Raw genomic sequence first — 19,630 nt, 5'->3', positions numbered from 1 at the left:
CTTCACCAAACCCCTCCGCCCTGCGGGCACCTCCCCTTTTCAGGGGAGGACCTGTTTTATTCATTCTTTTTAAATTCTGCTTTTATGGCTTCTAGAACCATATCTAATTGTTCGAAGACCAAATAGTTTTCGAAACGCAATACTTTGAAGCCTAAGCTTTCAAGATATTCGGTTCGCTTTCTATCATATTCTTCATTGACAAAATTATCATGTACTTGTCCGTCTAGTTCTACTATTAATTTCTCTTTCGAACTGTAAAAATCAACTATATAATTTCCTATGCTGTGTTGTCTTCTGAACTTTCTTCCTTCCAATTGATTTTTCTGAAGGGCTTTCCATAGTTGTGATTCTGCCTTTGTTGGATTTTTCCGCAGCTCTTTTCTAAACTCTTTTAAGTATTTATGATTGTTTAGTTTTTCGGGCATTGTTCAATCTTTAGGGTCCTCCCCTTTTTTCAAGGGGAGGTGGCGACACCTGCCTGCCGGCAGGCAGGGCCGGAGGGGTTGGGGCTAGGAACTTGAATCGTTAAACATTCTAGATAACTTCACCAAAACCGCCCAATCTTACTTGACTTTAAAACTTTTTTATTTAAAAGCGATGTTTGATGATTTGGACTTCTTGCTTACTTCACCAAACCCCTCCGCCCTGCGGGCACCTCCCCTTGGCAGGGGAGGACCCAGACCTATTGGCTTTCTTTCATCATACTTCCAACACCGAGCACCGCGCATCTAACACCTACTCCTCCTCCACAAACAAATAATTCAATTTCAAGTCATTAAACGCGGCATTAAACTCTTTCATTTCAGAGTCGACCATAGCATCAAAAGTTTTTAATTGCGCTTCTATTTTTCCGGTCATTTCTTTTTGAACGGCTACGTCTTGGTCCGTGGGTGGGAAATCGCCCATGCCTACCAATCGATTTAAGTGCGCTAGTTTGTTCGTCAAACGAATCGGGAAGTTCAAAGGGTCTTGACCACTTCTGTTTTGCGTTTGGTACAGGGCTTTTTCGATTTCTCCGAAACTTTCTTTCATGGTTTTGGCTTTTTCTACCAATTCCTTCGTGGACTCGTTATCCTTATACTGCTCGGTGAACGCATCCAGCTGTTTGTTGACGCCTCTGATTTTCTTGATGGAACCATGTGCCTTGTTTATCGTTGCGTTGATGGCTGAAATAAAGTCGTGCTGCTTTTGCATATCGGCTACCGTTACCTCAGCTCTTGGGTCAGGGATGATATTGAAGTCCTGACTTTGGCTATCGCCGTTTACATTTAGATGGACTTTATAACTTCCCGGTACGGCTTTGGGTCCGTTAAAACCTGCTGCCCAGAAAATCATGCCTTTTAGGGTTTCGGCTTTTTCACCTCTTGTATTCCATACGTGGGTGTTGCCTCCTTTTTTGACTTTGAGCTTTTTGTCTTTATCCTTTGCTGAATTACTGAAGGATGCTAAAGTATCTCCGGCCTTGGTCGTATAGGTTAGTGCAACACTATCTTTTTCCGCAAGGTTTTTCAAATAGAAATGCGATACCACGCCGTTTGGATGGTTCATTCCTTCTGTCTTTGAAGGTTCTTTACTTGCCCGACCTCCGGTGCGATAGCTGTCTTTTGGTTTGTATAAAATGGATGCCATACTTTTCTTCCCAGCATCCAATTGATGGAGGACGGTGAGGTCATCTAAAATCCAGAGGCTTCTTCCTTGGGTGGCTACGATTAGGTTGTTGTCTTTGATGGCCAAATCCGTTATCGGAACTATTGGAAGGTTCATTTGAAACGGACTCCAATTCGCGCCGTCGTCAAAGGAAATGTACATTCCGGTTTCGGTGCCTGCGTAGAGTAAGCCTTTTCTTTTCGGGTCTTCGCGGAGGACACGTGTAAAATGCTCCTGGTTTATACCGTTCGTTATTTTCGTCCAAGTCTTCCCGTAGTCGGTGGTTTTGTAGAGGTAGGGTCTAAAGTCCCCTAGCTTGTATCGCGTTCCGGCAACGTAGCAAGTTCCTTCGTCAAAAGCGGAGGGTTCAATGCTGTTTATCATATTCCATTCGGGCATTCCCGCAGGGGTCACATTTTCCCAATTGGCACCTCCATCCTTGGAGACATGAATCAATCCGTCATCACTTCCTACCCATAATAATCCCTCTTTTAACGGACTTTCATTGGCTGCGAAAATCGTACAGTAATATTCCACTCCCGTGTTATCCTGCGTAATCGGTCCACCGCTGGAAACCAATTTTGTGGGGTCATTCCGTGTTAAATCCTCCGAAAGGATATCCCAACTTTGCCCTTCGTTCGTACTCATATGCACATGCTGCGAAAAGGTGTATAATTTCTTTGGGTCGTGCTTTGAGAACATAATCGGGAAATTCCATTGAAAACGATATTTCATTCCCTCTGCACCATATCCCATCGGGTTATCGGGCCAAACATTGATGCCTCTAACGGTTCCTGTTTTGTGATTTACCCGAGTCAGGAATCCACCGTAAGAACCTCCGTAGACAATATCATTATCCAAAGGGTCGACGGCGATATGGGCGGACTCACCACCTGCGGTGCGCTCCCAATCGTCTTCGCTAATACTGCCTCCGTCGCTGCGGTGCTTCACGCGCAAGGTCGAATTATCTTGCTGCGCCACATATATACGATACGGATGCGAGTTATCAGTCGTCACCCGATAATACTGCGCCGTGGGTTGGTTGTAATAGGTGCTCCAAGTCTCGCCGGCATCATAGGTAATCTGGGCGCCACCATCATCACCGATAATCATACGCTTCGCATCTTCAGGGGCAATCCACAAATCGTGGTGGTCGCCATGGGGCGCGTTGAAGGTATTAAAGGTCTTTCCGCCATCTTTCGAACGGTGGTAGCGCACGTTCATCACATAGACCGTATTTTCATCTTCGGTATCAGCATACAAACGGGTATAGTACCAGGCACGTTGGCGCAATTTCCGCTCGCTGTTGACCTGTGTCCATTTCTTGCCACCATCTTCAGAACGGTACAAGCCTCCTTTTTTCTTGTTTTCGACCAAGGCCCAAACACGCTCCGAATTCTTCGGGGAAACCGTAACACCGATAATACCCAAAGTATCTTGCGGGAAGCCCTCGTGCTTTGAAATCTCCGTCCATGTTTCACCGCTATCGGTACTTTTCCATAAGGCAGAACCATCACCACCACTACTCAAACTATAGGGCGTACGTTGCGCGCGCCATGAAGAAGCATATAAAATACGGGGGTTGTTGGGGTCGAAGGTAAGGTCGACAAAACCCGATTGGTCATTGACGAATAATTTCTTGCTCCAAGTCTTTCCGCCATCGGTACTTTTATAGATACCGCGGTCTTGGGTAGGCTTGTAAATATTACCAAGTACGGCCGCATACACAATATCGGCATTGGTAGGGTGAATGCGGATTCGCGGTACATGACGACTATTTTTAAGTCCTGCGGATGTCCATGTTTTGCCTCCGTTTTCGGTTTTCCAGATGCCGTAGCCCGAGGATACATTACCACGAAGGGTTTTTTCACCCCCGCCTACATAAATGACATTCTTATCACTTTTCGCAACTTCTACCGCGCCGATACTACCGCCAAAATAGCCATCGGAAATATTCTCCCAAGTACGGCCACCATCTAGGGTTTTCCAGACACCACCGCCTGTGGCACCCATATAAAAGAGATTGGGTTCTCCGGGTACGCCGGTTACGGCAGCGGAACGCCCACCCCGATGCGGACCGATAGAACGGTACTCCATACTGGAATAAAGTTCTTCAGCAAATGCTGTTTTAACTGGTGTTGTTTTCTTTCTTCTTTGGGCTTCGGATGTTAAGGGTAGTAGGAAAAGGGCAGCAATACACAGGCCCAGAAGGTTGTAGTGAAGTTTCATTTTCGAGTGGATTAATTAGTCAGACTAAATGTAGTGAACTCAGTGAACTTAAAAAAATGATGTTTGTCTAGAGTTTTGAGCGTTAATAGCATATTGTGGATTCCAAGCTACAGTCTTCAAGAATAAAATAATTCAAAATTTTTAGATGTTGGTTAGATTTAAACAAATGACCTAAAATTCCAAATTAATTTGAATCAATAATAATTGATTAAATCTTTTCTATAATGCTAACTATAGTCTGTGGCGGAATATGCAGACTAAAATTAGCTTTGTGCATACTAAAATTAGCAATGAGGACAAAACCACAGATACTAATAGAGTTCGGCAGCCGTTTGAGGCAATTGCGAAAGGCAGAAAACATTTCTCAAGAAGAGTTGGCCGATAGGGCAGGCTTGCATAGAACTTATATTGGCATGATTGAAAGAGCTGAAAAGAACATTACTCTCATCAATATCGAAAAATTATCTATTGCCCTAAATGTAACAATAACAGATTTTTTTTATGGAAGAAAGAATTCAGGAAATATTTGAATTAGAATTAGATTCAAATCAACGAAAAGCAAGTTATGACTTTATAGAAACTTTCATAGAAAAATCTGTTTCAGACTGGAATACAGCTCCCGATACGGATACTATTGAAATTGCATTTACTGTAAAACTAAAAGCATTATCTGATAGGGAATTAGCCTTTTTATTGGTGCATTCGGGTTATATCCCAGAATTCTATTCGCACGATTCATCTCAAGAAACCTTATACTCAAAGCTAGTGGAATCTCTTGTTTGCGAATGGGCTCTTAGAATTGGCTTTACAGATTCTTTTCTACAGAAACAAAAGTCCAATAAGGAAGATGTAACAATAAAAGTTGGCGATAATATTATTGTTTGTGACACGAAAAGTTTTCGCTTGGGAAGAAGTCAAGCAGCCCCAAATGTAAAGGACACGATAAAACAAGCTGCTTATACAAACTGGTTAGATCAATATGAAAATAATAATTGTCCTGCAGGATTGGTGACCTTTCCTTCATTAATGGATTGGAAAAAGAGTAGCGAAGCCTACAAATATTTTTCTGATCATACTTTGCCTATACTGTTTTTATTCTATGAGCATTTATCATTCTTTTTAATCTCAGATCAATTAAATCATCAAACTATTATTGATTTATTGAATAATTATGACGAAGTTTTTCCTTCAAATTCTAAAAATAAAATAGACTATGAGAATGGTTTGGCAAATTCACTATTTTCAAGTCCGATAAAAGAGATATTAGACGATTTTCTTGAACTTGCCAATATGATTATATTGGAAAAAGTTCAACATTCTATTAGTCGTATTGAGGTAAAAGCCATAGAAACAAAACGAGTTATTGAATATGAAATCAATGAAATGGAACCAAAGGAAGTAAAAGAGATTGCTGTAGAAGCGAGTTATAAAAACGAATATGGACAAACTTTAAAACAACTGGAAAATATTAAAAAATTCAGACCACATTAAATTTTTGAAAGTATCAACCTAGAAACCTTAACGATTTCATTACTACTTCTTTTTGAAACAGTGTTTAGGTTTAAGCCACTCAAAGTGGAAAACAATTTAACAGTTACTTCTCTATCTACCTTATCAATTTCTGCCTTAGTTTTACTATTTTTTTTAAATTCTTCAAATAAAGTTTTTGCTTTATAAAGCTGTGTTTTACTGGATAAAAGTTTAATGTTAATTTCATTCAGTTGAAGTATTTTATTTTTCTTTCTGGAATAAAGACCATTATCAACTAACAAATCAATATCAACATTTTTTTCACCCAAATATTTAGACAAATATGTGCGTGTCACATTATCAAAAATATCACTATTTCTATTTATTGAAATCTTGGAATATTGTCTAATAACATCTTTATAAGCGCTATCAAAACTTTTTGAATTAAGAACCATGTCCTTACAAGCCAAAGACGCTAAATAAATAACTTTATGACTCTCCAAAATTTCTCCTTTTTGAACCTGAATATCAAGATCAAGAATGTCCTTCGTTACACTTTTAATATTTGCTTTAACTTTCTGCATTTTAAAGACAATAACACCGTTTAGTGCCTCATAAGACATTGCTCTTGGTCTAGCAATCCTTTCCATTTCCAGAGGTAAGCACTCATAAATAAATAAATTTGCATCTTTAATCGCTTCACCTATCACCTTCCAGCCCTCAAAAGTTTTATGAGAATATAGCATGAATGCTTTCCCATCATTTTTTAAAACCCTAAATACCTCTTGTAAAACATCTGTCATTAAACTCTGATAGTGATGCTGATTCTTACCATTTTTTTCTCCATTTGCTAAATCTACAATAGCTTCAAGACTGTGGTTATTTTCTAAGTTTGTGATTTCTGAAAATGTGTTTCGAAGTACAATTTCAAACCAAGGTCTAAAGAATTCACTTAAACCAGTATAATCTATTGAATCGAAATAAGGGGGGTCCGTAAGTACAATATCAATTAAGTTCTCTTCAAGAGGCAACGAAGTTGACGAACCTTTAATAATATTAACTTGGTTTTTTAACCCTATAGCCCGAAATGTATCACAAACTCTGTTCAATTTAGATTGAAGATTTGAGCCAGTTTGGTAAAATGGGTTAATCTCGATGAAATCCCATTTCATTCCTACCCCAGGTCCGGCCAAGCTTCTGCCAGTTTGTTCATTTTGAGAAATCCACATGGTACCCATGCTATTCCAGTCAACGAGAAATTCTATTAAAGCGGTAAGGCCCAAAACTATTTGCTTCGCTGTTCTTAAATCATATAATTTTAGCAATCGATAATACTCCGTTATAATCTCATCGATTAATCCCAATAAAACGACTAGCTGTCGATCACTGAAAAAATCATATGGCTTCTTTAAATCATAGAGTGTTGGATTAATTACACCTCCCTTTTTGGCGACACTGTTATGAGGTAGGAGATGATTTAATCTTTCCAAATCTGACTTAATCGAATTTTTGTAATTGCTCAGTATTGCAGAATCCTTCGCACCTATTTTCCGATAAGTCTTTTTTCCTGATTTATTATGGTAACAGATTGCAAAGGGCTGATAGTCTAATTTATTTGTTGCACAAAAGTCTTTAATGTCCTGGTAGTTATTTTCTAAATCACAATTTGCACACTTAAAACCTTTAGATTTTTCATTATCGGCGATATTGTCCTCCGAACTTTCCTTAATTATTCCATTTTCGTCAAAATAGATTAGTCTATTTTTTCTCTTACTTAAATATTTCAATCTTTTTAAATCAATTTCTGCATTGCAATTGACACATCTAGAAATTTTCGAGCAGTAAATAACGTAGGGGACATCTCCATTTATATCGAAGTATTTTAAATATTTTTTTGATAATTTTTCAATAACAAGGTTTCCAGATTTTCTTAACTTATCGGAATAATCTGGCACATTGACAGATTTAAATATTGTTTCCTGTAATAATGAAGCAACGGGGTTCAATTCCGCAGAAAATGTTTGAAAACCTAACCGTGAACTTTCGAAAGGTATTGATCCCCCCCCAGCAAAAACGTCAAGAACTTTGAATTCAGAAGTTTTGAACCTCTCTGAAAACTCTTTAAAAATACTTGGAGGCGGGTTAGTATCAGAAATTAGTTTCCCGTCGACTTCGGGTATTTCATTATTTCGTTTGAACATTTCAAGAATTAGAAGAGATCTCATCGCGGTGGTTGGCCTTCTTGCCCACCAAACTTTCAAACTATTATAATGATTCTTTCGTAGATATTTCTCTTTTACCCCTATTTCGCTTATTAATTTGCTAGTTAATCTAACTTTCATATACCTCAAATAATTTTTTCAAATATAGTTTCTTTTATTCAAAAAAAAGCTTAATTTAAGCTTTTAAATGTCAATTATGATTGTTTTAAAAATTAAAAAAAGGAATAGAGATTATGGCATAATTACCTGGGCATATACTCAAGATTATGATATTATGACTTTATTCAAAAAATCAAAATATATAGATTTTAAGTTTGAAGGAAAATTATATAAAAACAGGAAAGTGTCTTATAAGTATCGTCGATTTTCCATCGGAAAAAAAAGATTAGAGTCGGTAAGTGAATTTGATAAACTATCACTAGTAAAAAAGGGCAAAATAGTATTGATAAAAGCTATCAATTAGAAACACTGTATTTTTCCATAAAAGAAAAGCTCCGCTGCTCGAAGGAGATACCAAACTATCTATCAAATAGTTTTTTTTAGAAATGTCCGATTTAAATCACTACGCCACTTCCTTTACTTAGCTGCCAAATACAAAAATCAATCTAAGTAGGTTTCCCCAACCTTTCACGACCAACTGCCTTATAACCCTTAAATTCATTTTGCCATGCAAAAACATCCCATAAAAGTAGCCGTAGTATCAGATGTCGCCTGCCCTTGGTGCTATGTCGGTAAGCGCAGACTAGAAAGCGCATTACAACAATGGCAAGGTGCCCCCGTAGAAGTCACTTGGCACCCTTTTCAGTTAGACCCTACCATACCCGAAGCCGGTTATGACCGTGATACCTACCTCACCAATAAATTTGGAGATAGAGACCTTACTGATGCCATGATGCACATCACAGAAGCTGGCGAAGGCATTACTCTTATTTTGGGAGTTCTGTAAAGAATTCATATGTATTTATCAGAAAAATTCTCGATTCGCGATTCGCGAATTAATATATTTCATTTATATTTGTCTGATAACAAAGCTACTAGTCATGAAAAAACATAGCGGTATGAGACCCCACGATATCGTGATTTTATTAAAAATTGCCGCAAAAGGGTCAGAAAAATGGTATATGAAAGACCTTTCGCATGAGCTCAGCATAAGCGCTAGCGAAGTAAGTGAAAGTATCAACCGATCAAAATTTGCTGGTTTAATAGCACCAGATAAAAAACATTTAATGCGCTTAGCGCTATGCGATTTTTTAGAGTATGGCTTACGGTATGTGTATCCGCAACAACCTGGTGCTTTGGTTCGCGGCATACCAACGGCACATTCAGCTCCTCCTTTGAATACCATAATAGTGAGCAATGAGCACTATGTTTGGCCCTATGCCAAAGGAGAACTAAGAGGCCAAGCCATTGAACCTTTATACCCAACCGTTATTGAAGCGGTTCGAAAAGATGAAAAATTGCATGAGCTTTTAGCCCTGGTAGATGGCTTACGTGTTGGTAGAGCACGTGAAAAGGCAATTGCTATAAAAGAACTAAAACTTAGAATCTTAAAGGAGGATGCCAATTTTGACAGAACAATGACTATTTAAGTGCGAATTACAGTTATGGAAAACAAAATTATCAATATCGCTACCGTTGCAGAAGTTGCAGAAGCTCTAAAAGAATTGAAAGACCAGATGGTCTTTATTGGCGGAGCCATAATAAGCGTATATACAGATGATGTCTCGGCAGATGAAATACGACCTACAGCAGATGTAGATTTAACAATCAACTTATTAAATTATGCAGATTGGGCACAAATGCTAGAACGATTAGCGGATCTAGGCTTTAGTCCTGACCCCAACGGACCTTCGATATGCAGGTATTTATATAAAGACATCGCTGTAGACATTATGCCTGCTAAAGATAGCTCAATTGGCCCAGCAAACAAGTGGTATACCATTGGTTTTGAAAATTTATGGCCAGCGACAGTTAAAGGCCAAAACATTCGTGTTTTTTCAGCACCCTGCTATTTGGCAACAAAATTTGAAGCCTTTAATGACCGTGGTACAGATTATAGAACAAGTCATGATTTTGAAGATATTATTTATGTATTAGATAACAGAACTACTATTGTCGAAGAAATAGAAAATGATCACTCAAAAATTAAACAATTTTTAAAAGAAGAGCTAATCAAAATACAACAGAGCACCAACTTTATAGAAATTATTTCATGCCATATACATCCACTAATTGTGACTGATAGATTGCCTTTGTTAAAAGAAAAAATTGAACGAATAATTAATAGTTGATTGCTAAAGTGAAGTAGGTTTCCCCAACCTTTCACGACCAACTCTTCATAACTCATAAACATAATTTTGCCATGCAAAAACACCCTATAAAAGTAGCTTTATTCGCTTTACGCTAAACGCTATACGCTGCACGCTTTTTGCGATTTGCGATTTGCGTATAGCGTGGGGCGTTGAATGGGTGTCCCCTTATTATCAATGACCAATATGGTATTTCTGGCGCGCAGCCGGTGGAGGTGTTTTTGGAGGCGTTCACAAAAGTTTCTTCACCCGTGGAGGTAATAGGTGAAGGTGATAGTTGCGGGACCGATGGTTGTTAGTTTTTTAGCTGTACGCTATACGCTATACGCTGCACGCTTTTTTGCGATTTGCGTATGGCGTGTTGCGTGAAGCGCATATGTTCCTAGCCCTTCGACGGAGCCTGTCTTGAGCGCAGACGAAAGGCTCAGGATGACAATAGAGCAATTCATTCGTACTTTTGAAAAAACGCTTCTTATGAAAAGTATACTGTCGTTTCTGTTTTTCTTGTTGCTTGTGAGTTTGGGTTGTGGGGAGAAGGCTGAAAAGCCAAAAGCTCAAGAATCGAATGGTTCTAAGGAAATTGCTGATGTTCCGAATCAAGATAGTGAAGCCGATTCTCTTTATGTGCTTACCCCAAGCGGACTCAGTCTTCGGAAGGAAGATAATCTCTCTAGCGAAAAGCTAGCTACAATGCCTTTGGGAAGTCCGGTGATTCTTTTGGATGCACCTGCTGCTACCGATATGGCCATCGAAAATATTGAAGGTGCTATGCTTGAAGTGCAATACGAAGGGCAAAGGGGTTTTGCCTTTAGCGGCTACCTTTCCCCTATTCGATTGCTGAAGGAAGGGGAATCCGTGGAAGACTATATCGCAGATTTAAAAAAAACCTATCCTGACATTAGTTACGAAAGCAAAGCCAATGACCCCGATTTTCATGAGGGTACTACCGATACTTTTGTACTGCCTGTGAGTCAGTGGCATGAGGCCTATTACATTGTATCGGCCATGTATGGGATTCCCAAAAGCTTAGGCTTTCCGAATCCCGAAGGAGCTGCCAAAACGGTTACCGAAGACCCTAAAAAACCTGCTGATGTTTGGGACAGCTTTATCGCTACTGAGCGTGAGGGGAATTCGCTTAAAAAGATTGAATACTCCCATCGTGCCGAGGGTTTTGGCTATGGGGTGGATATGGTTCGGAAATCGCCGAATTCGTTTTTAGTTTCTTATTTGGGGTTTGTGGATTGAGAGGCTTTTCGCTGCACGCTTTTCGCTGTACGCATTTTGCGATTTGCGTATTGTGCATATGTTCCTAGTTTGTTGAGTTTTAGGTCGGACAAAGAAATAACTGCTCCCCTCCTTTTTCAAGGAGGGGTGGATTCTTGTTTCGCTGCAAGCGACGCAAGAAGACGGGGTGGTAAACTGCTAGGTTGATTACTTGTTCTTATGGTTTGTTGCAAAAGGCCAAGGCTTGGGTTTTACCACCTCTTTTTCCGCCATTCGGCTTTGCCAGCGCTACAACTCGCCCACTGCTTTCGCAGCGTCGTCCCTCCTTGCATAAGGAGGGAAGCTTTAAAAGTCTTATTTAATCTTTGCTGAACTTTAGGTTTTTCACTCTTCCACCGGAGACTTTTAGTCCTGATATATTGTTATTCGTGTCTCTTGTGAATTCTACCGTGTTGCCCCCAATATTGAAAAAATCTGTTTTTACAAAATTTACTGGTCCGTCGGAAACTCTTGGGTGGGTGGCTATCAATTTGCCTTCTTTCTCGATAATGGTATAGGTGGTGCTTAACTCTTCGCTGGTATAGCTGCCTAAATATTGTTTCATGTCTATCGACGCTCGGTCGATAGCTTGATATTCTACTAAAGTACCTAAAACAGTCTCTCCTTCTGATACGATCATGCCTTTCTTCCCATCTTTCGAAGTGAATTTCACTAGAACATCGGTCGGTATATTTTGCATTTTAAAGGTGTTCTTTTCTATAGGTGCCAATTCAGTAACATTTCCACTGCCACGATCGTATTGCAAGCTGCCATCTTTTACATGAATTCTTCTTGAATACATATCTTTGGCATCCCAATAATGACCCTCAAAGGCTTTGAGTTCTTTCTCAGATAAGGCTATTGTTTTTACCTCGGTTTTGGAAGCTTCTTCCTCAATTTTATATGCATCTTCTAAGTACAAATCGGCGACCTGTAAGGCCAAATTGTAGGGATTAGAAACCCCTGAATTTGAAGCTACAGCAACTGCAAAATCTTGAGCGGGGAAACGCACTAAATGCGCGCGGTAACCCGCATCACCTCCGCTGTGTTGTATTTGCTGCAATCCTTTATAAGGTCCTACAAATTGCCCATAAGCACCACCAAAAGTTTCGCCATTGTTCAAAACGGCCAGGGTATTCATCTGCTCCACGATGGCTTTACTGCCCACCGTGAGATTTTTAAAATTCATAGCCCAAAGGGCTAAATCCTCAGGAGTGGTAAACAAACTTGTCGCCCCAACATTGGCAAAATTCAACCTGCTTTTCACAAAAGCAAAGGGGCCATTCGGATAATACGAATAGGCTCTATTCTTCACTATTTTAGTATGGTCGTCGTAAAATTGTGAATGGGTCATTTTTAAGGGCTCAAACATGCGCTCTTTTGTAAACTTGGCAAAGGACTTTCCTGAAATACGCGCCACCACCTCAGCCAGTAACGTAAAGCCTGAATTGCAATACATGTATTGTTCGCCAGGGGTGAAATTCAATTCCTTTTGTTTGGCTATTATTTTTAAGATGTGTTCTTTGGTAATCACATCGTCCCATCGCCAGCCCGCTAAATTTAAGAGATCCCATTGGTCACGCATACCGCTTGTGTGGGTTGCCAGATGCCTTAGGGTTATCTCTTGTCCGAAATCCGGGACTTCAGTAATATGCTTTTGAATGGGGTCATCAAGGGATAGTTTACCTTCTTCGGCAAGTAGTAAAATGGCAAACACTGTGAACTGTTTTGATACCGAAGCCACATGAAAAATCGTTTCGGGAGTCACGGGAATATCATACTCCAAATTGGCACTTCCATAGCCTTTTTTGAAAACTATTTCGCCATTTTGTACCACGGCTACCGAAGCTCCGGGCCTGCTGATATCATTAAAATTCGCGAAAATTTTGTCTATGGATTTTTCTGTATCCGAGGAAGTTGAAGAAGTTTGACAGCTTACTGAGCATATGCTCAGAAAGAAAATAACCACATTTAGTGGCATTGATTGAAATACTTTCATTTGATTGATGTTTTAAACGGGAAACTACGTTGAAGATATTAAAATATTTATTTCTAAACGCAAGTATATTTAGGAATGCGATACGGATTTATAGTTTGGGTGCTCGTTTTTGAGTTTCTAGGCGTTCTACAATAGTGCGTCACATCGAGCGGATTCGAGATGGGTGTTCCAATGCTCTCGACGGAGCCTGTCTTGAGCCCTTCGGCTGCGCTCAGGATAAACTTCATCGAAAGGCTCAGGATGACAGTGTTGGTGGGATTGTTAGATTATTGGATTGTTAGCAGATAGTTTAAAGGTCCTCCCCTGAGATTCTGCTTTTCGTGTCCATAGGTTAACCCCCCGTCGGCCATGCCAACACTTCATCTCGCCCAGAGCTTACACTATGTCGTCTCGCAGCGTCGCCCTCACTGCATAAGGAGGGGGAGCTTTAAAAAAATACTTTGTTTGTTAAGTGTAAGAAAATAGGTCCCCTCCTTTTTCAAGGAGGGGTGCCCGCAGGGCGGGGTGGTAAACTCCTATGTTGATTGCTTGCTATCAAGGTTTGTCTCAAAACGCTATGGCTTGGGTTTTACCACCCCTTTCTCCGCCATCCGGCGGATTCATTCCCCTCCTAGAATTAGGAGGGGAGCCTGAAAAAAATGTTTCCTATTCAATTTCTATTTTAAGCCCAGTTCTTTTTTTCGTTGTTGCAATATCTCGTAGACATCGATTTCATCACCTTCTTTGATGGAATCATCTACGGTTAGTAGAACGTATCTTTTTAAACCATTTCTGAAAAGGAGTTCTTGGCCTATTTTTAAATCTACTCCGCTTGATGAATTGGGAGATAGGTTCGGGTTCATCACGTTGGGAATGATTAAGGGAATCGATTCATTGCTTGGGTTGATTAGTTTAAAACTGATGCGCTCGTCGCTACTCGTAGCTTTTAGTTTTACATCGGTATTCAACATCTTCACCGAAAGCTTACCCATTTTATTGGAATTGTTGGTGAACACGATTTTGCTGCCTTGTTCTACCATGACTTCTACTTTTCCTAAAGGGCCTAGTCCGAAGCCGCGAACGAATTCGCCGGTTTCTTTGTTTTCTACTTTTACTTCTAAGTCTGCACCGGTACTGTTTTTGAGTTGGAGCTCATACATGTTGTAGTTGGGGTAATCCAATTCCATTGAAGTGCCCTGTGCGATTTCAAGATTCGATTTTTGCGCTGTGCTACATGAAGTGAATACGAATAGAAGTACGGTGATAATTGTTGTTGTTTTTCTCATGACATTTTAATTTAAGATTATTACTGGAGCAAATTTGGGAAAGTACTTTTGCCCCAACGACTTAAATAAAATGGAGACGTCTCAAATTATTTGAGACCTTATTCTTTCAGGGTGTTCAAGTATTCCGTAGGGGTAAGTTTCATCTCTTTTTTAAAGACGCGATTAAAGGTAGCTTTACTGTTAAAACCGCACTCAAAGGCCAAACCAACCAGAGAAAATTGTTGGTGGTCGCCACCACCCAAACGTTTTTTGAACTCTTCAATGCGAAACTGGTTGACAAAGTCATTAAAATTCTTTCCGAAACCCAAATTGATGATTTCGGAGACCTCAGCTCGGTTCAATTTGGTTTTTTCAGCCAATTGGGTGAGGTTTAATTCTGGATCTAGAAAAATCTTTTCGTCTTGAAATAAGGTGTTGATAGCTTTTTTTCCTGTTTCAATCTTTTCAGAAACGTCATCAGCATTCGCTACGGAACGTTTTGGTTCGAAGCTGCTTTTGGGTTTTTCAAAAATGCTTAGAAAATCAAAGTCCGTAAAATAGCCCTTTACTCCGAAATATAGCAGTGCCAAAGCGGAGAAGAATTGAATCCACCAGCGTTGTGTCCAACTCATTTCTACAATAAATTCTTCTATGAAAATTTGACCTATCCCGTATAGGAAAATAAAAGAGTAGATGAAGAGGAAATTACGAATCCAGTTCAATTCCTTTTTCGCGGTATTCGAGAAAAACTGTTGTATGTCTTTTTTGTAATTGTAGAAAAGTTGAAAAGAGAAGGCCAAATACAAAAGCATCTGTGCCGTTGAAAAAACTGATACAATTCGACTGAGATACGGCCATTCAAAATTAACCACCAAATACCCATTCTGATTCTCTGCAAACCCTGGTTGTTGGGAGTCATAAATCAAAATTCCCATCTTAAGCACAAAAAAGATAAGCCAGGGAATAAAATGTTTGAAATGCTTTTTTTGAAGCTTAAAATTGGGGGTCAGGGCACTTTTTACATAGAAATAGATGAGCGGTGCCATCAACATTTCCATACTCACTAAAAAGTAATTGATTTTCGTGTTGCGGTAGGTGTCGTACCAATCCATAAAACCAATGGTATACGTGGTTCTATGGTAACACATAATCAGCAAAATGCAGGCCAACAATACATCTAGCACCGAACGTCTTTTGTAATATCTGCTGTACAGTAAAAAACATAATATAAGCCCCTGAACCACCAAAATCAATAAGGGGGTACTGTATATATTAAACTGTGGAAAGCCCTGTAAGGGTAGCATTTGCATCGGTGAGGAGTTACTCTTTCAAATATATCGTATTCTTTGCAAGGATAAAACTAAGGGTTTACAAAGAAAAACTATTTGACCTTTTTTCCTTTGGGGCTTTGTCCATTTTGGTTTAGCGTTAAACTGGTCACTTTTCCTTCGGCATCTTTGTTGAATACCACATTTGCTTCAACAACCTTTAGAAAAAAAGTGTCTTCGGCCGATGCATATATGGGAAATTTGGGTTGACTTGTAGCTTGTGCAAAGAGTTGATTCTCCTCTCTGGTGATTTCAATGGAAAAGGTTGGAGCAAATTCATAGGTGCCCTCATAGGTCTCCAATATCGCTATGGCTACCTCAACTTCAGGCGTTTCCTCTTTTGGCTCAGAACTCGCCAATTTATTTGATGGGTTTAGAAGGTGTAGGCCAATATCATCTACACTTTCAACACAATTTGTCAAAACAACAACGCCAGTATTGTCATTTTTGTTGAAACCCGCATATGCGCGATACCCACCTGTGCCGCCATTGTGCCAGACAACGGTACCCTCGTTTGCAAAATGCCAACCTAGTCCGATTTCGAAATTAACTTCTTCATTTTGAAATGCTGTTTTATGACTGAGTTTCATTGCTTTCGCTATTGGCGAATCAGTAGCATTGATGTTAGCAGCTATGAATTTCAACATATCAGCGGCCGTAGAGCGAATTGCTCCCGCGCCGGCCAAACCCGTAATATCCCAATTACTTACTTCAGAGCCGTATGCATGACCCTTCGCTAGTCGCGCTTCCATAGCTGGGCTGAAGGTGATTCCCGTATCTGTCATTTCTAAAACTGCAGCTATTCGCTCTTTTACCAATTCCTCATAACTCTTACCGGATTGTAATTCTAATAAATGCCCTAAGAGGCCCATGCCAAAATTGGAATACTCATAGGTCGCACCGATATCTCTTGTCAACTCATGGGATGATAAAAATTCATACATCTGTTCTTTCTCATATTCTATATAGGGATTGTTGGGGTCAGCAGGTCGAAAGTTGTCCGGCATTCGAGGCAAACCAGAGGTATGAGTAGCCAAATCTTTCAGGGTAATTTGCTTTTCATTTCGTTCAGGAACTTTAATGCCTTCCGGAAGGTATTTGGAGAGGGGGTCTTCAAGAGCCATATTTCCTTTCAAAACTTGGTCTGAAAGTAATATAGAAGTAAAGACTTTTGAGATAGACCCGATTTCAAAAACAGAATTTTCATTCAAATCAGCGCCTTCTTTTAAAGCCGTTTTTCCATAGGAATAATAGGTTTCTTCTCCGTTCTTCAGAAATCCGACTACGATACCAACATGTTTTTCAGAGTCTACTCTTTGTTTGATATTATCTTGAACTTCTTGAGAGATTTGGGCAAAGCCAAAGCTGCTTATCAATAGAAATACCGGAATTAGGATGCTTAGTTTTTTCATACCTCCACTTTTATATGATACCCCATAAGTTACAATTACTGATTCATTGTTACAAAGTTTTAATGGAAGTTTGAAAATCGGAATCTAAGCAAAACTGAAAATTTGCATTGGACACCTAAATTCTTATTACTTTTAATTCATGACCCAAGATGCTATTATTCTTGTTTTAAGTTGTATTGGTGTTGTACAAGCCATTTTCCTTTGCATTTACCTTTTTACACTAAAAAAGGGAAATCGAATGGCGAATATTTTTTTGGCCTTGTTCTTATTGGGTTTGACTATTCGCATTGGTAAATCAGTGTTGAATGTCTATCTCGATTTAGAACCTTGGCAACGAAATTTGGGCATATCTGGGGTAATGATGGCTGGGCCGTTTCTTTGGTTTTACGGCCGATTACTTTTGGTGAAAGAAAAGCGATTTTCTAAGCGCAATTACATACATCTGATTCCGTTTGTTCTTTTCGTTTGTTTTTGTAAGTACATCCCCAATGGTTACGGAGCATTTCCGAATGCGAGTTATTTGATAGCCTTTTCGCATTTGGCGGTTTACTTGGTGTTGACCATCGGTTTATTGGTAAACTATAAAGGGCAGGCCAAGCGGTCTGTTTGGGTGTGGTATCGCAATTTGGTCGTTGGCGTGGTCTTAATCTGGATATTTTATATGGGGAATCTTTTTGGATTGATTCCGTATTATATTGGTGGGGCTATTTTCTTTTCGTTCTTGCTCTATGCCTTTTCTTTTCTGCTATTGAAGCAACCCGTCTTTGCTTTGGAAAAGTATAAGAATTCCTCTATGGATGCAGCAACTTCTAAAAAGCACATGCAACAAATTCGAGAGCTTTTTGAAACCGAAACCCTTTATCTTGATAGTGAACTGAATATGACCCAAGTGGCGCAAAAGTTAGGCATTCCCTCTCGGGATGTATCGCAAGTCATCAATGAGAACGAGCAACAGAATTTTTCGGAATTTGTCAACCAGTATCGTATTCAAAAGGCCAAAGACCTCTTAGTCGACTCGGCTTACGCCCAAGAAAAAATTTCTACTGTAGCCTACGATTGTGGATTTGGCAATGTGACTTCCTTCAATTTGGCTTTTAAAGCTGCCACTCAATTAACCCCTTCACAATATCGAAAACAGCAGGTCTCTTTATAATTGTTTTTCGACTTTTCGTTTTAAGAATCATGATTTTTAAAGGATTTTATTAAAGTCACCCCTAGTTTTGAATCAAATTAGCGATGCTATGAGTTCAATTCAAAAGTCCGTTTTACTGATTTGTTTCTTGGGAGTTTCAACTTGGGTTATTGGGCAAGATTCCCTTTCGTTGGAAACGCTACAACCGATAAGCTATCATTTCTCATTAACAGATGGACAATTGAAAGGTGAAGGAGCAGAATTCCTAAAAAAGGAAATCGCCAAAGCGCAATTTACCTTGTTGGGCGATTACCCTGATTCTAAAAGTAGTTCTGATTTTACAGCGGCCCTACTTCCTGAATTGAATCGTTCTGAATACAAAACTATGGCCTTGGGTATTGGTGTGCCTTCAGCGCGTTTGTTGCATTCCATGACGAAAGAACCCCATTCTTTGGTCTCAAATTTAAAAGCGCTAGATAACACTTATGGTTTTAAAGAAAAGGAAAGGCTTTTCCTTCCGATGCCAGATATCAAGTCCGTAGCAGATGCTCGTTTCGTTCAAAAAGCAGGAGAGCTAAAATGGAGAATCGTTGGATTTGGAAACGAATCTTGGAATAATCTGCCTTGGCTGCTGGACCAACTCTACAGAAATCTATCCAAAGAGGAACAGCCAAAACAGCGCTCTTTACACCAAGAAAGTATAACTATCTTAATGGAATTGTACACCAACCGAAATGGCGATTTACAAGCATTTGTAAAAGAGGTGGAAAACTCGAAAACCATTCAAGACTTTCTTAAAATGGCAGGTGAAAAATCCCCTGAAAATGCAGTTATAGTAGAAGCCTTCCACAATAGCATTAAGAACTGCCGGTTTTATGTGGAAAAGGAATTTTTTGAGAAAAACAAATGGCGGGTCAATGAAGAAAAGCGATTGCTACGTCAAGAATTGGAAGGTATCGATTTCGATATTCATCAGGATAAATTGTTCGTAAAATGGGATAAGAATTTCCTTTCCCGGGGATTTCAACCCTATGCTTTTTACGGTGTAGGGAATACCTTAAGCGAAATCGCAGATTACAATGGAAGCAAATCGCTACATATCGGAATAGTACCGAGGTTTAAGTCGAAAAATGGAGTTATTCAAGATTTGATGAAACAAGAAAATACCATGGCACATCGATTCGCCACACTGGTACAAGCTGCCAAAAAAGACCAATGGACGGTCATTGACCTGCAGCAAATGATTCAAGAATCGCATTATACGCCCGTAAAATATCTTTTAGATGAACAAGTACAGGATTTAATAAAACGGTATGACCTAATTGTCATTCCGGCTGTTGAAAAAGAAGCCATTTTGAATTATGATAACTAAAAT

16 protein-coding genes are annotated in these 19,630 nt (G+C 39.5%); 9 read left to right on the top strand and 7 right to left on the bottom strand.

Features of this window, described 5'->3' with window-relative positions; translation table 11 throughout:
• Nucleotides 1-56: 56 nt before the first annotated feature.
• Both ACKWCD_RS08465 and ACKWCD_RS08460 read right to left on the bottom strand, forming a co-directional pair.
• On the bottom strand, nucleotides 57-425 hold the full coding sequence (locus ACKWCD_RS08465; protein ID WP_413983507.1) for an endonuclease domain-containing protein: 369 nt from the start codon (nucleotides 423-425) through the stop codon (nucleotides 57-59).
• Between the two features lie 310 nt (nucleotides 426-735).
• Entirely contained in the window at nucleotides 736-3,876 is a 3,141-nt protein-coding gene (locus tag ACKWCD_RS08460; protein WP_413983506.1) for a WD40/YVTN/BNR-like repeat-containing protein, read from the bottom strand.
• A gap of 290 nt (nucleotides 3,877-4,166) precedes the next feature.
• Between ACKWCD_RS08460 and ACKWCD_RS08455 the strand changes: the two genes are divergently transcribed.
• Both ACKWCD_RS08455 and ACKWCD_RS08450 read left to right on the top strand, forming a co-directional pair.
• Nucleotides 4,167-4,406 carry a helix-turn-helix domain-containing protein gene (locus ACKWCD_RS08455; protein WP_413983505.1) on the top strand — a complete coding sequence of 80 codons (240 nt, stop codon included), beginning with the start codon at nucleotides 4,167-4,169 and terminating at the stop codon, nucleotides 4,404-4,406.
• Nucleotides 4,378-5,367, top strand: coding sequence for a HindIII family type II restriction endonuclease (locus ACKWCD_RS08450; RefSeq protein WP_413983504.1), 990 nt, complete (start codon nucleotides 4,378-4,380; stop codon nucleotides 5,365-5,367). The genes ACKWCD_RS08455 and ACKWCD_RS08450 overlap by 29 nt, the downstream gene beginning before the upstream one ends.
• Here the strand turns inward: ACKWCD_RS08450 and ACKWCD_RS08445 are convergent.
• Nucleotides 5,364-7,688 (bottom strand): DNA methyltransferase, encoded by a 2,325-nt coding sequence (locus ACKWCD_RS08445; protein WP_413984123.1) that lies wholly within the window; start codon nucleotides 7,686-7,688, stop codon nucleotides 5,364-5,366. The genes ACKWCD_RS08450 and ACKWCD_RS08445 overlap by 4 nt on opposite strands.
• A 76-nt stretch (nucleotides 7,689-7,764) precedes the next feature.
• Between ACKWCD_RS08445 and ACKWCD_RS08440 the strand changes: the two genes are divergently transcribed.
• The 5 genes from ACKWCD_RS08440 to ACKWCD_RS08420 all read left to right on the top strand — a co-directional run bounded on the left by ACKWCD_RS08440 (nucleotide 7,765) and on the right by ACKWCD_RS08420 (nucleotide 11,122).
• Nucleotides 7,765-8,031: a hypothetical protein gene (locus ACKWCD_RS08440; RefSeq protein WP_413983503.1), complete on the top strand. Its 267-nt coding sequence runs from the start codon at nucleotides 7,765-7,767 to the stop codon at nucleotides 8,029-8,031.
• Between the two features lie 204 nt (nucleotides 8,032-8,235).
• On the top strand, nucleotides 8,236-8,514 hold the full coding sequence (locus ACKWCD_RS08435) for a DsbA family protein (protein WP_413983502.1): 279 nt from the start codon (nucleotides 8,236-8,238) through the stop codon (nucleotides 8,512-8,514).
• Nucleotides 8,515-8,608: 94 nt separating this feature from the next.
• On the top strand, nucleotides 8,609-9,157 hold the full coding sequence (locus ACKWCD_RS08430; protein ID WP_413983501.1) for a hypothetical protein: 549 nt from the start codon (nucleotides 8,609-8,611) through the stop codon (nucleotides 9,155-9,157).
• Nucleotides 9,158-9,172: 15 nt separating this feature from the next.
• Nucleotides 9,173-9,859 (top strand): hypothetical protein, encoded by a 687-nt coding sequence (locus ACKWCD_RS08425; RefSeq protein ID WP_413983500.1) that lies wholly within the window; start codon nucleotides 9,173-9,175, stop codon nucleotides 9,857-9,859.
• 492 nt (nucleotides 9,860-10,351) lie between these two features.
• A complete protein-coding gene (locus tag ACKWCD_RS08420) occupies nucleotides 10,352-11,122 on the top strand; it encodes an SH3 domain-containing protein (protein WP_413983499.1) in 771 nt (256 codons plus the stop codon).
• Nucleotides 11,123-11,459: 337 nt separating this feature from the next.
• On the opposite strand, the gene ACKWCD_RS08415 is transcribed toward ACKWCD_RS08420, so the two are convergent.
• The 4 genes from ACKWCD_RS08415 to ACKWCD_RS08400 all read right to left on the bottom strand — a co-directional run bounded on the left by ACKWCD_RS08415 (nucleotide 11,460) and on the right by ACKWCD_RS08400 (nucleotide 17,123).
• A complete protein-coding gene (locus tag ACKWCD_RS08415) occupies nucleotides 11,460-13,139 on the bottom strand; it encodes a serine hydrolase domain-containing protein (protein WP_413983498.1) in 1,680 nt (559 codons plus the stop codon).
• Nucleotides 13,140-13,795: 656 nt separating this feature from the next.
• A complete protein-coding gene (locus ACKWCD_RS08410) occupies nucleotides 13,796-14,404 on the bottom strand; it encodes a hypothetical protein (RefSeq protein WP_413983497.1) in 609 nt (202 codons plus the stop codon).
• Nucleotides 14,405-14,502: 98 nt separating this feature from the next.
• Nucleotides 14,503-15,567 carry a helix-turn-helix domain-containing protein gene (locus ACKWCD_RS08405; RefSeq protein ID WP_413983496.1) on the bottom strand — a complete coding sequence of 355 codons (1,065 nt, stop codon included), beginning with the start codon at nucleotides 15,565-15,567 and terminating at the stop codon, nucleotides 14,503-14,505.
• A gap of 197 nt (nucleotides 15,568-15,764) precedes the next feature.
• A complete protein-coding gene (locus ACKWCD_RS08400; RefSeq protein WP_413983495.1) occupies nucleotides 15,765-17,123 on the bottom strand; it encodes a serine hydrolase in 1,359 nt (452 codons plus the stop codon).
• 238 nt (nucleotides 17,124-17,361) lie between these two features.
• Here ACKWCD_RS08400 and ACKWCD_RS08395 point away from each other — a divergent pair, with 238 nt between their 5' ends.
• Nucleotides 17,362-18,276: a helix-turn-helix domain-containing protein gene (locus ACKWCD_RS08395; protein WP_413983494.1), complete on the top strand. Its 915-nt coding sequence runs from the start codon at nucleotides 17,362-17,364 to the stop codon at nucleotides 18,274-18,276.
• Nucleotides 18,277-18,364: 88 nt separating this feature from the next.
• Nucleotides 18,365-19,627, top strand: a complete 1,263-nt coding sequence (locus ACKWCD_RS08390; RefSeq protein ID WP_413983493.1) for a hypothetical protein — start codon at nucleotides 18,365-18,367, stop codon at nucleotides 19,625-19,627.
• Nucleotides 19,628-19,630 lie beyond the last annotated feature (3 nt).

Origin of the sequence: Maribacter taeanensis, assembly GCF_047345145.1 — a bacterium.
Taxonomy (GTDB): domain Bacteria; phylum Bacteroidota; class Bacteroidia; order Flavobacteriales; family Flavobacteriaceae; genus Maribacter_C.
The sequence above is the reverse complement of the archived record's forward strand: the minus strand, read 5'-3'. Positions and strand labels throughout refer to the sequence as shown.

Excerpts from the sequence above, each read along its gene's own strand:
- ACKWCD_RS08430 (WP_413983501.1), top strand. The coding sequence starts at position 8,609 with ATGAAAAAACATAGCGGTATGAGACCCCACGATATCGTGATTTTATTA.
- ACKWCD_RS08415 (WP_413983498.1), bottom strand. The coding sequence starts at position 13,139 with ATGAAAGTATTTCAATCAATGCCACTAAATGTGGTTATTTTCTTTCTG.
- ACKWCD_RS08400 (WP_413983495.1), bottom strand. The coding sequence starts at position 17,123 with ATGAAAAAACTAAGCATCCTAATTCCGGTATTTCTATTGATAAGCAGC.
- ACKWCD_RS08435 (WP_413983502.1), top strand. The coding sequence starts at position 8,236 with ATGCAAAAACATCCCATAAAAGTAGCCGTAGTATCAGATGTCGCCTGC.
- ACKWCD_RS08410 (WP_413983497.1), bottom strand. The coding sequence starts at position 14,404 with ATGAGAAAAACAACAACAATTATCACCGTACTTCTATTCGTATTCACT.
- ACKWCD_RS08390 (WP_413983493.1), top strand. The coding sequence starts at position 18,365 with ATGAGTTCAATTCAAAAGTCCGTTTTACTGATTTGTTTCTTGGGAGTT.
- ACKWCD_RS08425 (WP_413983500.1), top strand. The coding sequence starts at position 9,173 with ATGGAAAACAAAATTATCAATATCGCTACCGTTGCAGAAGTTGCAGAA.
- ACKWCD_RS08440 (WP_413983503.1), top strand. The coding sequence starts at position 7,765 with ATGATTGTTTTAAAAATTAAAAAAAGGAATAGAGATTATGGCATAATT.
- ACKWCD_RS08445 (WP_413984123.1), bottom strand. The coding sequence starts at position 7,688 with ATGAAAGTTAGATTAACTAGCAAATTAATAAGCGAAATAGGGGTAAAA.
- ACKWCD_RS08460 (WP_413983506.1), bottom strand. The coding sequence starts at position 3,876 with ATGAAACTTCACTACAACCTTCTGGGCCTGTGTATTGCTGCCCTTTTC.
- ACKWCD_RS08455 (WP_413983505.1), top strand. The coding sequence starts at position 4,167 with ATGAGGACAAAACCACAGATACTAATAGAGTTCGGCAGCCGTTTGAGG.
- ACKWCD_RS08420 (WP_413983499.1), top strand. The coding sequence starts at position 10,352 with ATGAAAAGTATACTGTCGTTTCTGTTTTTCTTGTTGCTTGTGAGTTTG.
- ACKWCD_RS08450 (WP_413983504.1), top strand. The coding sequence starts at position 4,378 with ATGGAAGAAAGAATTCAGGAAATATTTGAATTAGAATTAGATTCAAAT.
- ACKWCD_RS08465 (WP_413983507.1), bottom strand. The coding sequence starts at position 425 with ATGCCCGAAAAACTAAACAATCATAAATACTTAAAAGAGTTTAGAAAA.
- ACKWCD_RS08395 (WP_413983494.1), top strand. The coding sequence starts at position 17,362 with ATGGCGAATATTTTTTTGGCCTTGTTCTTATTGGGTTTGACTATTCGC.